The sequence below is a fragment of the Gemmatimonadaceae bacterium genome, from assembly GCA_035533755.1.
Classification (GTDB): Bacteria; Gemmatimonadota; Gemmatimonadetes; order Gemmatimonadales; family Gemmatimonadaceae; genus JAGWRI01.
Window position 1 is genome coordinate 311492 of record DATLTC010000009.1, and the last position, 11732, is coordinate 323223.

Annotated in this window: 12 protein-coding genes and 2 rRNA genes; all 14 read right to left on the minus strand. The window is 68.4% G+C overall.

The features are described from left to right. Positions 1–19: 19 nt before the first annotated feature. Positions 20–1102 carry a protein arginine kinase gene (locus VNE60_02075; GenBank protein ID HVB30295.1) on the minus strand — a complete coding sequence of 361 codons (1083 nt, stop codon included), beginning with the start codon at positions 1100–1102 and terminating at the stop codon, positions 20–22. Next, complete coding sequence (locus tag VNE60_02080) at positions 1099–1584, minus strand: UvrB/UvrC motif-containing protein (protein HVB30296.1); 486 nt, start codon at positions 1582–1584, stop codon at positions 1099–1101. Before VNE60_02080 ends, VNE60_02075 begins: the two co-directional genes overlap by 4 nt. After that, on the minus strand, positions 1584–2282 hold the full coding sequence (locus tag VNE60_02085; protein ID HVB30297.1) for an ABC transporter ATP-binding protein: 699 nt from the start codon (positions 2280–2282) through the stop codon (positions 1584–1586). The genes VNE60_02080 and VNE60_02085 overlap by 1 nt, the downstream gene beginning before the upstream one ends. Then, on the minus strand, positions 2279–3532 hold the full coding sequence (locus VNE60_02090) for an FtsX-like permease family protein (GenBank protein ID HVB30298.1): 1254 nt from the start codon (positions 3530–3532) through the stop codon (positions 2279–2281). The genes VNE60_02085 and VNE60_02090 overlap by 4 nt, the downstream gene beginning before the upstream one ends. Then, positions 3529–5019, minus strand: a complete 1491-nt coding sequence (gene lysS / locus VNE60_02095; GenBank protein ID HVB30299.1) for a lysine--tRNA ligase — start codon at positions 5017–5019, stop codon at positions 3529–3531. The genes VNE60_02090 and lysS overlap by 4 nt, the downstream gene beginning before the upstream one ends. Beyond that, positions 5016–6123, minus strand: a protein-coding gene (prfB, locus tag VNE60_02100; protein ID HVB30300.1) for a peptide chain release factor 2 whose coding sequence is annotated in 2 segments (ribosomal slippage) — positions 5016–6065 and positions 6067–6123 — 1107 coding nt in all. Because the reading frame shifts where the segments join, the coding sequence is not laid out codon by codon here. The genes lysS and prfB overlap by 4 nt, the downstream gene beginning before the upstream one ends. Before the next feature lie 95 nt (positions 6124–6218). Further along, a complete protein-coding gene (locus VNE60_02105; GenBank protein HVB30301.1) occupies positions 6219–6542 on the minus strand; it encodes a hypothetical protein in 324 nt (107 codons plus the stop codon). Between the two features lie 575 nt (positions 6543–7117). After that, positions 7118–8119, minus strand: a complete 1002-nt coding sequence (locus tag VNE60_02110; GenBank protein HVB30302.1) for a diguanylate cyclase — start codon at positions 8117–8119, stop codon at positions 7118–7120. A 123-nt stretch (positions 8120–8242) separates the two neighbouring features. Further along, positions 8243–9076, minus strand: a complete 834-nt coding sequence (locus VNE60_02115; GenBank protein ID HVB30303.1) for a hypothetical protein — start codon at positions 9074–9076, stop codon at positions 8243–8245. Beyond that, positions 9076–10068, minus strand: a complete 993-nt coding sequence (locus VNE60_02120) for a hypothetical protein (protein ID HVB30304.1) — start codon at positions 10066–10068, stop codon at positions 9076–9078. Before VNE60_02120 ends, VNE60_02115 begins: the two co-directional genes overlap by 1 nt. Beyond that, positions 10049–10216: a Trm112 family protein gene (locus VNE60_02125; GenBank protein ID HVB30305.1), complete on the minus strand. Its 168-nt coding sequence runs from the start codon at positions 10214–10216 to the stop codon at positions 10049–10051. Before VNE60_02125 ends, VNE60_02120 begins: the two co-directional genes overlap by 20 nt. After that, on the minus strand, positions 10213–11187 hold the full coding sequence (era, locus tag VNE60_02130; protein ID HVB30306.1) for a GTPase Era: 975 nt from the start codon (positions 11185–11187) through the stop codon (positions 10213–10215). Before era ends, VNE60_02125 begins: the two co-directional genes overlap by 4 nt. Positions 11188–11230: 43 nt before the next feature. Beyond that, positions 11231–11347: ribosomal RNA gene (gene rrf, locus VNE60_02135) — 5S ribosomal RNA — on the minus strand. Between the two features lie 193 nt (positions 11348–11540). After that, positions 11541–11732 (minus strand): 23S ribosomal RNA (locus VNE60_02140); the annotation flags it as partial.

Here is an 11732-nt window from a genome sequence, read left to right on the forward strand (position 1 = left end):
GAGTCCGGCCGGAACAACGTCACTCGATCGATCCGGCTTCCGTTTCGAGCGCGTTCCGCACGTACCGCGCGCGCGCCTGACATGCTTCGCTTTCGCTGAGCGGCCGTCCCTCGGCGTAGGCCAGGTGTGCGGCTTGGGAGAAGATCAGGAGCTTGTTGAGCGTGTATACACTGAGCCCGCGTATCAGTTTCAGCCCCGCCGCCAACCGGACGCCGCTGAGGAAGTTCATCGCCTCGTCGAACGTGAGGCTCCGGGCATAGCGGAGGGTACCGAACGCGCGCCACAGTTTGTCCTCTATAATATAACCGGCGTCCCGCCAGAGCACACGCCTCGCTTCCTCCTCCCGCTCCACCACGTGCCCCACCACGCGGAGCATCTGGTCCAGCAGTTCCTCCTCGGAGCGTCCGAGCGTGGTCTGGTTCGAAATCTGGAAGAAATTGCCCACCACCTCGCTGCCTTCCCCGTACAGGCCGCGGTAGGTGAGCCCCATCTGCTGCAGCCCCGCCAGCACCTTGGCGATCTCCTTGGTGAGCACCAGGCCGGGCAGGTGGATCAGCACGGAAGCCCGCATCCCCGTGCCCACGTTGGTCGGGCAGGCGGTGAGGAATCCGAACTCGTGGTGGTAGGCGAACGGGAGCCGCCCCCCCAGTTCGCGCTCCACCTCGTGGATCTGGGCGTAGGCCTCCGGCAGCGCGAACCCGGAACGCATCGCCTGGAGCCGCAGGTGGTCCTCCTCGTTCACCATCACGCTCGTCTGATCACTCAGCACCACGGCGGCTCCGCTCCGGAGCGGATGTTGCTCATCCAGCCCCGCCAACTCCTTGCTCACCAGATGCCGCTCGTGGAGCAGCAGCCGGTCGAGCGGGGGCATCTCGTCCACCCGCAGGAGCAGGCTGCCGCGGAGCGGCGCGATCTCCTCGACCGCCGCCGCCACCTGCGACAGCACGCGCAGCCGCTCCCCGTCCCGCGCCCGCGCCGTGAACGCAAACCCCTCGAGGTTCCGCGCCAGCCGGATCCGCGTGGACAGCACGACCTCGGCATTCCGGCCCGACGCGTCGAGCCACGCCACGCCGCCGTCGGGGAGCAGGGAGAGGTCGATCACTCGAGCACCCGGATCCGGTCGCGGAGATCCGCCGCCAGCTCGAACTGCTCCGCCTCGATGGCCCGGCGGAGGCGTTCCCGCAACTCGCCCAGCTTCGCCACGCGCTCCACCGCCTCGGACTGGGGCACGAGGTGCGACTCGCCCACGTGCTGCGAACTGCCGTGCACCCGCCGCAGCAGACCCCGCATGCTCGACTCGAACGCCACGTAGCAGCGCGGGCACCCCCATCGGCCGGTGGCCCGGAAGTCGGCCATCGTCGACCCGCAGAACGCGCACTGTTCCTCGCGGTCCGCCGCCGGAACCAACTGCTGCTGCACCGAGTGCAGGAGCTCGCCCAGCGGATGCTTCGGCTCCGCGATCGTCGTCTCCACGCCGCGCTCCGCCGCGCACCGCTCGCACAGGTGGATCTGCGTCACGGTGTTGTTCTCGATCTGCGTGAGATGCACCACGGCATCGCGGTCCCGGCAACTGTCGCAGAGCATCAGGCCAGCACCTCCTGCAGATCGGTCGGCCGCAGCACCCCGTCCTCGAGGAGCAACACGCGATCGGCGCGCGAGGCCAGTGACCGATTGTGCGTCACGACGACCATCGCGATCGAGAGATCGCGAGCCAGCGACGACAGGAGTTCGTGCAGCCGTTCGCTATTGAGATGATCCAGATTGCCCGACGGCTCGTCGGCGAGGACGAGCGCCGGATCCATGGCCAGGGCCCGGGCCACCGCCGTGCGCTGCTGCTCGCCGCCCGACAACTCGGCCGGCCGGTGATGCATGCGCGACGACAGGCCCACCCGGTCGAGCAGGACCTCGGCCCGCACGCGCGCGGCCGCAGTCTCGGTGCCGCCCAGGCGCAGCGGCATCATCACGTTCTCGAGCGCGCTGAATTCCCGCAGCAGATGGTGGAACTGGAAGACGAACCCGATCCGCCGGTTGCGGAGGCGCGACAGCGCGTCATCGTCGAGACCGCTCACCGCCACCCCGTCGATGAGCACCTCGCCCCGCGTGGGGCGGTCCAGCGCGCCGAGCAGGTTGAGGAGCGTGCTCTTGCCCGCCCCGCTCGCGCCGACGATCGCCACCATCTCGCCGCGCGCCACGTCGAGGCACACGCCGTCCAGCACGGTGAGCAGTCCGCCATCACCGCCCAGGTACGTCTTGGCGAGGTCCGAGGCCTGGAGCACCATCATTCGTGCCGAATCGCTTCGACCGGGTACAACTTGGCGGCCTGAACGGCCGGGTAGATCGTGGCCAGCGCCGCGATCGCGAGACTCGCCAGCACGATGAGCGAGACATCCAGCGGATGCGTCGTCACCGGCAGGTGATCGATGAAATATACCTTCGGATCGAGCGGAATCAGACGGTAGCGATCCACCGCCACGCCGGCGACCAGCCCCAGCACCAGCCCGGCGCCGGTGCCCACCACCCCGATCACGATTCCCTGGGCCAGGAAGATCCGGCGAATCGACCGCGCCGGCATGCCCATCGCGCGCAGGATCCCGATCTCGCGGGTCTTGTCGGCCACGACCATCGTCAGCGTGCTCACGATATTGAACGCCGCCACCAGCACGATCAGCAGCAGGATGACCGCCATGCCGAGCTTCTCCAGCTTGAGCGCCTGGAACAGCGACGCGTTCTGCTGCTGCCAGTCCTCGGTGCGATACGGATAGCCCAGCGTGTCGGCCAGCGCCGACGCGACGGCGGGCGCCCCCCACAGATCCCGCGTCTTCACTTCGATCCCCGTCACGGCGTGCCCGAGCTGCGCGATCTGCTGGGCCGTCTGCACCGACGTGAACACATAGGTGTTGTCATATTCGAACATCCCCGACGCGAAGATGCCCGTCACCGGCAGTCGTTCCACGTGAGGCTCCGGCATTCCCGTCACCGGCGAGATGGTCGCGCCGCCGAGGGAGAACAGGGTCACGGTATCGATGCCCGGCGTGACGTCGAGGCGTTCGGCCAGGCGATTGCCGAGCACGATCCCGCGATCGCGACCGTCCGCCGTACGGAACGAGAAGTCGCCGGCACGCACCATCTTCCGGATCGCGGTCACCGGGGCCTGGCCGCTCCCACTCGGCTCGATGCCCTCGACCATCACGCCGTCGGTGTACTGGTGCCCGCCGGTCATGATCGCCTGCACGAGCACGAACGGCGCCGCGGCCACCACGCCGCGCTGGCGCTTCACGATCGGGAGGATCGAGTCCCAGTGCGCCATCGTCAGATCGTCCCCGTAAGTCAGCACCCGGATGTCCGGGCTCCCGAGCAGGATCTTGTTGCGCAGATCGGTCTGGAGACCGGTCATCACGCCGTTGATCAGAATGAGCGCGCTCACCCCGATGATGACGCCGCCGATCGCGATCACGCTGATCAACGACAGCAGTCGCGACCCGCGGCGACTACGCAGGTAGCGCCAGGCGATCGCGAGCTCGAGACGTGTCATTCCGGGCGCATCGTGGGAAAGAGGATCACGTCGCGGATGTTCGGCGTGTCGGTGAGGTACATGAACAGCCGGTCGAGCCCGATCCCGACGCCGCCCATCGGCGGCATGCCGTATTCCATGGCCCGCAGGTAGTCCTCGTCCACGCCGCTCGCCTCGAGGTCACCGGCGGCCCGCAGACGCGCCTGGGCCTCGAACCGCGCCCGTTGATCGATCGGATCGTTGAGTTCGCTGAACGCGTTGGCCAGCTCCCGGCCGCGCGCGAACAGCTCGAACCGCTCGGTGAGCGCCGGGTTGCCCCGCTTGGGCTTGGCCAGCGGCGAGAGTTCCACCGGATAGTCGATCACGAACGTCGGCGCGTCGATCTGCGATTCCACGAGGGCCTGGAACAGTTCGTCGAGTAGTTTGGGCCGGCTCAGATCGTCCGTGCGCTCCACGCCTCGACGCCGCGCCTCGGCGCGCAACTCGGCGTCGCTCAGCGCCATCGCGTCGGCGCCCAGCGCCGCGTTCAGCGACGGCAGCCACTCCACGCGCGGGAACGGCGGCGCGAGCACCGGCACCCGGTCCCCGAACGCCGGCACCGCCGCCACCGCCCGCGCCGCCGCGGCCACCAACGCTTCGACCACCGTCATCATGTCGTCGTAGTCGGCGTATGCCTGATAGAACTCGAGCATCGTGAATTCCGGATTGTGTGTCCGGTCGATGCCCTCGTTGCGGAAGTCGTGGCCGATCTCGTACACGCGCTCGAGACCGCCCACGACGAGGCGCTTGAGGTAGAGCTCGTCGGCGATGCGCAGGAAGAGCGGCATGTCCAGCGCGTTGTGGTGCGTGGTGAACGGCTTGGCCGCCGCGCCGCCGTACAAGGGCTGCAACACCGGCGTCTCCACCTCGAGGAAGTCGCGATCGTCGAGGAATGCCCGAACGGCCCGCGTCATCCCCGTGCGGGCCTTGAACAGCGCGCGCACCTCCGGGTGCACCGCAAGATCCGCGTACCGTTGGCGGTACCGCTGCTCCGGATCGGCGAATCCCGAATGGCGCACCACCTCGCCGTCCACCACCTCTTCCTTGCCGAACGGCAGGGGGCGGAGCGACTTGGCCAGCATCTCCACCGACTCGGCCCGCACGGTCACCTCGCCCGTCCGGGTGCGGAACAACGGCCCCGACACGCCGATGATGTCGCCGATGTCGAATAGCTCGAGCAGCGCATAGCCCGCCTCGCCCAGCAGATCCCGCTTGAAGTACAGTTGCAGGCGGCCGCTGCCGTCGGTCAGGTGCGCGAACGTCGTCTTCCCGTGAGCCCGCCAGGCCACGACGCGGCCGGCCACACGGACCACCGGGCCCTCCTCCTGGCCCTCGGGCAGCAGCGCCACGGCCTGCTCGGCGTCGTGGGAGCGCGCGAAGCGGTACGCGTACGGCGGCACCCCGCGGGCCTCGAGTTCGGCCAGCTTCTCGCGGCGCGCTCGCTGCACGAAGTTGAGATCTTCGCTCATGTAGCCGACCCCTTCCCGGTGAGGTACGCCTCGATGAACGGATCGATGCCGCCGTCCATCACCTTCTGCACGTCGGGAATCTTCAGCTCGGTGCGGTGGTCGTTCACCATGGTATAGGGCTGGAAGACGTAGCTGCGGATCTGGCTGCCGAACGTGACGTCGGCCTTGGTGGCGTCCAACGCGGCCTTCTTCTTCGCCAGCTTCTCCGCCTCCATCTGATACAGGCGGTTCTTGAGCATCTTCAGCGCCGTCTGCTTGTTCTTGTGCTGCGACCGCTCCGCCTGCGACGACACGACGATCCCCGACGGCATGTGCGTGAGGCGCACCGCCGAACTCGTCTTGTTCACGTGCTGGCCCCCGGCGCCCGAGGCCCGGAAGACGTCCATCCGCAGGTCTTCGTCGCGGATTTCGATGTTGATCTCCTCGTCGACTACCGGATACACGAACACCGAAGCGAAGCTCGTATGGCGCCGGGCCTGCGCGTCGAACGGCGAGATCCGCACCAGGCGGTGCACTCCCGTCTCCGCCTTGACGAATCCGAACGCGTAGGCGCCCTTGATCTCGAGGACCGCCCCCTTGATGCCGGCCTCCTCGCCTTCGCTCAGATCCAGGATCTCGACCCCGTAGCCCCGGCGTTCGGCCCAGCGCGTGTACATGCGCATCAGCATCTGTGCCCAATCCTGGGCCTCGGTCCCGCCGGCGCCGGCGCTGATCTCCACCTGCGCGTCACGAAAGTCGTCGGGTCCGGACAGGAGTGAGCGCAGCCGGAACGCTTCCACGTCTTCACCCAGACGCGCGGTGTCGCGATCCAGCTCCGCCGCCATCTCGTCTTCGGGCTCGGCATCCAGCATCTCGGCCAACTCGATCCCGCTGCGCACCCGATCGCCCAGCGTGCGGAACGGCTCCACCCATCCGCGGAGCGCCTTGACCTGCTGCACCACCTTCTGCGCAGCCTCCTGATCGTTCCAGAAGCCGCCCTCCGCCATGCGCGCCTCGAGGCCGGTCAGCGTCTCCCGCTTGCCGTCAATGTCAAAGATACCTCCGCAACTCGGAGAGGCGCTCGTCGTATCCGCGCAACGTCTTCGTCCGTTCGCTCTCCGCCATTCCACTCTCCGGTAAGACACGAGCCGCCCAGCGTGACGCGGACGGCTCGGTGCACGTGCTTCACACCGCAACATAGCCCTGCCGGCGGGTTCGCTCTACCCCACGGGGCTCGAGAACAGCCGCTGGCCGCCGGCCAGGATGTCGTTCAGCGCGTCGGTGAAATGCGTGGTCGATTCCGCGAACTCCTTCCCCACCTGCTCCACGAACTCCTCATAGCTCTTCTTGATCTCTTCCCGGAACAACTGCTTGAGGGTGCCGTCGCGCACCCCTTCCTCGCGCTTCTGCGGGAAATACACGATGAGGTCGGAAATGAGCGCCCGCGCCAATCGCTTGGCCTTTGCATTGGGATCGTTGGCCAGGAACGGATTGATCGGGGTGCGCTGGGGCGTCGCGGACGCCGTCCCGACCGGCGTAGCCATGGGCGCGGCAGCGATCGCGGGCGCGGGAGGCGGCGCCACGACGGGCACCGGGGCGGGTGGCGCCGGAGGCGGCGCCGCCGGCCGCGCGGGGACAGCCGCGCCTGGGGCAGCAGCCGGCGGCGGAGCGCTGGGCGCCGTGACGGCGCGGCTACCCGGGGTAGTAGCCGCCGCCCGGGGCCCCGAAAAGGGCGCCACCGTGCGCCGTGGGGCGCCCGCCGGTGGCACAGGCGACATCGCCGGCCGCTGGGCCGTGAGCGGCGGCGGCGTGACCCGCGGCGTGACCCGCGGCGGCGGCGCGGCGGCCGGCGAAGGCATGGCCGCGGCCGGCGTGATCATCGCGGGCGGAGCAATGGGCGGAGTCGCACGAGCCACCGGCGCCGCAACCGGCGTGGGACGGGGCGCCGAATACGCCGTGGCGGATGCGCCGGCAACGGCGAATTCGTCGGGCGCCGCCGCCCCGTCGGCGACGATCGTGATGACGCCGCCGCACACCGAGCAACGGGCGCGGACGGCGCCGCCGGGGATCCTGGACGGATCCACCCGGAATACCGATCGGCACTCAGGACACGTGACGTTCACTGCTCCTCCGTCCCACCAGTCGCTCCTGCCCCTTCGACGTGAATCTCGTCGAGCGCCGATTCATCCGTGCGCCGATCGATCGTGTACACCGAACCCGGCAGTGTCTTGGCATAGCTCTTCATTTCGGTAGCCAGCTCGCTCATCTGCGCCGCGTGCGTGAACCGACGCCGCTCGTTGGTCACCACCCCAATCGAAACGGTCATCAGCGGCACGCGATGGAGCTGCCCGCGGCGATCCTTCCCAAAAAAATAACCAGCGCGCCGGTCCTGTTCCGAATATTGGTACGGGATGAGGGTGTCGAACACGAACACGATCTCCGAACACACCTCCGGCACGGCCTCCAGGGGGATGATGAAGATGAAGTCGTCCCCGCCGATGTGGCCCACGAATCCGTCGTCGCGGCACAGGCCCTTCACCACGTCGTGCAGCACCTTGGCCAGGATCCGGATACAACGATCGCCGTCGTAGTACGAGTAGCGGTCGTTGTATTCCTTGAAGTGGTCCAGATCGGCGTAGCACATGGCGAACAGCTCGGTTCCAGGCAGCCGCCGCGTGATCTCGGCCTCGATCTCCACCGCCCCGGGCAGCCGGGTGGAGGGATGCACCACCAGGTCCCGATCGGAGCGCCGGAGCATCGCGTCGAGCCGGATGGCGGCCTCGGGCGCACTGAGCGACATGCGCACCACCTCGTCCGCCCCGGCCGCGAACGCCGCGGCCAGCGATTCGTGGGTGTCCTCGGACACCATCACCGCCGGCACGACGGCCGTGTACGAGTCCGCCTTGAGGCGCTTGGAGGCCGCAAAGACCTCGGAGGCCCGGTGTCTGGCGTCGAATACCACCACGCGCGGCCGGCCGCGCAACGAGACGGCCATCAGCTCGTCGGACGTGCTGACCCGCAGCACCGACAGCCCGAGGCCGAGCAGCCACCCCTCTACAACTGCCGGGAACGGCTGCTCGTTGAGCGTGAAGACCAGGGCGTGTTGTTTCGCGACGGTCACGAGGCGAGGCTGGGGACGTGTGGCACGCCAAGATACCGGCGGCGGAAGGTCAAGTCAAACACCGGCGGCGTCGCAGGTTGCGCAATCGACGCGTCGACGGAGGAGATGGAACACACCGGCCCCCTACCGCTGCCCGAAGGGAAGACCCACCTGCCACCCCACCTGATACTCGTCGCGGGCCGGCGAACTGATGCGCAGCCGCAGCGCGGCGAACGCGTCCACGCTGCTCAGAACGTGGTTGGCGAGCATGACGCCAAGATCCGACGTGGCGCGTCGCACGGCATCGTTCGCCTTGTTGATGCTGCGCCGGTAGAGGTCCTGTTCGAGCTGGGCGTTCCGCCACGACCAGCGGTACTCGGGGCGGACGGCCCGGCTCTCGTAGAACGCCAGGGACTGTTGGTACGCGGCCGACTGCGTCGGCGGCGGCACCGATGGGTTGGGCCAGTACAGCCGCCGCGCGAGCAGCCACTGGCTGCCGTTGTAGGTGGATTCGTCGGACTCGGGCTCCACGTTGGTGGTCGAGCCGGTGACGCTGTACACGCCGCTCTCCAGAAAATGCTCCATGCTCTCGTAATATGCCCAGTTGCCCACCGGCGGCGACGCCGTGAACGGCGACCGTGCCACCTGTGCCGCCAGATCGCGATATGCCGTGCGCTGCTGCCGCCAATCGCGGAGATCCTTGAGGTACTGCAGCCAGACGAATCCCTCGACCGCGAGGTAGGCAACGAAACGCTGCTGATGCAGCAGTGCCTGTCCGGCGCCCGGCAGGATCGCCGACGCCACGGGGGCGGTCCAGAGCGGAAGGTCGAACAGCGAGTTGCCGTCGCTGCGCACGCGCCCCGGCCGCTCGAGGTCGGGTGCGCCGAGGCGCACCGGATGCACCACCACCGCGGACCGCTGCGCGCTCGCCGGGCCGGCGAGCGCGAGCATCAGCCCGGCGAGAGCGACGCGCCGCATCAGAAGATCAGCCGGAGCGAGAAGAAGGTGGGCGGCTGGCTCGTGTTGGCGACGTTGTCGCTGAACAGCCTCGCGATCTCGAAATCGAGGCGGCCGGTCCTGGCCCCGACGCCGATCGTGGGCCCGGAGCCGCCCGGCCCCTGGTACACGTACCCCGCGCGCACGTGCACCTTCTCTTGCCACCCGAGGTCGGCGCCGAATCGCAGGCCAGGCCCGGTGGCGGGAATGGCGTTCACCACCCCCACGCCAAACCGGACAGCCGCGTCCGGTCCCAGAGAAGCGATGCGCGGCGCGTAGGTCAGGCCGATATCCAGCCGGGTGGGCAGCGCATCGGCCTGCGGCGCGTCGTTCACCTGGAGGCGCGGGCCCACGTTGCGGAGCGCGATGCCCAGGTACAGCGAGGAATCGCGCGAGACCCGGACCTGCGCGCCCAGGTCGAGCGCGGTCGTGGAGGCGCTCTGTGATGGGACGCCCACGCACCCGCCGCTGCAGCTGATGCCGAGTTCGTAGAGTTTGTAGTTCAGCCCAATGTCGATCCGGGGGCCGACGCTGGAGGCGAAGGTGGCGGCGAAGATCGTCGCCCGCGGCGTGAACGTGCCGTAGGTCCCGGTGGCGTCGGTGATGTCCTGCGTGCCGTAGCTGTAGAGATCGGCCGAGAGCGCGACGACGCCGATCGACGGGAGCGGGACCACGGCGGTGATCGCGTCGCCCGTGAGGGCGAAGGTCTGGCTGTGGTGAATCGCCAGCTCGCGGTACTGCTGGCGGCCGAGGGCGGCCGGATTCCACCAGAGGCTCTCGCTGCCCAGGAAGTCGGCGACCACGGCCTCTCCCATGCCCACCGCCTGCGCGCCCACGGGCAGGACCAGCTCCAGGCCTCCGCCCGTGGCGATCCCGCCCTGCGCGCGCGCGGGGGCAGCGCCGATGATGCCGGCGAGCGCCGCCGCCGCGCACCAGCCGATGCGACGCCGGAGGCTAGAAGGGAGTCGCCTCATCAATCAGCATGACGGGGATGTCGTCGCGCACGGGATACCGCAGTCGGCAGGCCGGGCATACCAGGACCTCGTCCGAGGGGCGGTATTCCAGGTCGCCCTTGCACTTGGGGCACACGAGGATCTGCAGCAGTTGGGGCGACACGCTCATTGCGGTGGCTCCTCGGGAAGCCGATACCCGAAGCGATTGAGGGCCACGGCGTTCTTGCGCCAGTTGGGCAGGACCTTCACCCACAGGTCGAGATACACCCGTTCTCCCACAAATGCTTCGATCTTGGCGCGCGCCGCCTGACCGATGCTCCGCACGCGCGCGCCCTTCGCGCCGATCAGGATTCTTTTCTGGCTCTCCCGCTCGACATGAAGGACCGCACGAATGTACACCGGCGACTGCCCCTCGCGGAACTCCTCGATCTCGCAGGCGATGCTGTACGGCAGTTCCTCCTCGAGCTGCTCGAGGGCCGTCTCGCGAATCAATTCCCCGACGAAGAAGCGCACCGTCTGGGCGCTGATCTCGTCGTCCGGGTAGAGGAAGGGCGACTCGGGCAGGTGCAGGCGGCACTGTTCGAGGAGCGTGTCCACGCCTTCGCCCGTGAGCGCCGAGATGCGGAGGGCGTCGGGGGCACGGGCGGCCAGGGCGGCGCGAGCCTCCGGGGTCAGCGTGTCGATCTTGTTGAACACGGTGAGCACCAGGCCCCGGATGGGCGACTCGACCTGGGCGGCCTCGGCGAGGGTGAGCGGGGCCGGGTCGGCAGCGTCGATCAGGTAGAGGATGACGTCGGCGTCCTGGAGGGCGCGCAGGGCGGTGGCGCGCATGGCGCGCTGGAGGGCGTACCGGGGATTGAGGAGCCCTGGGGTGTCGAGGATGACCATCTGGGTGTCGTCGACCGTGCGGATGCCTACCACGCGATCGCGCGTGGACTGGGGCTTGGAACTCACGATACTGAGTTTCTCGCCCACGAGCCGGTTGAGGAGGGTGGACTTCCCGGCGTTTGGCTTTCCGGCAACGGTGATGAATCCAGCGCGGGGCATGGCGGACGGTTGGCGTAGGGAACGCGTGCAGGCACGGGCGGGGGCCCGGAGCAGGACGACCGACGGCGGGTCGGGGGTCACGGAAACGCACATCGCCCCGGCCGTGGACTCACGACCGGGGCGAAGTGTTAGAGGGTGCCGGCGACGGCCTACTCTCCCGCGCCCTCTCGGGCGGAGTACCATCGGCGCTGTAGGGCTTAACTGCCGTGTTCGGAATGGGAACGGGTGTGGCCCCTACGCTCTAGTCGCCAGCAAATCAGTTGTGTGTCGGCCGGAAGGGTGCGGAGGAGCGATCGAGCGAGTTGCCACCGAGTGGGAGCAACGGGCGGGATCACCGCACGAATGACGGCACGACGGTCGAACAGTGAATGACCGCGGAGGCATGGTAGATCGTGGACGGAATCCACAGAAATCGTGTTGCTTTGCTTGCAGTTGCTACTTTGGGAGTAGTCAAGCCGCACGGGCGATTAGGACCGCTACGCTCGGAGCGTATTGCTACGCTTCCACGGGCGGCCTATCGACGGGGTGGTCTACCCCGGCCCTTCAGGGGGCTCATGGCCCCGGGAGAGTTCATCTTGGGAGGTGCTTCCCACTTAGATGCATTCAGCGGTTATCACGACCGACCATCGCTACCCGGC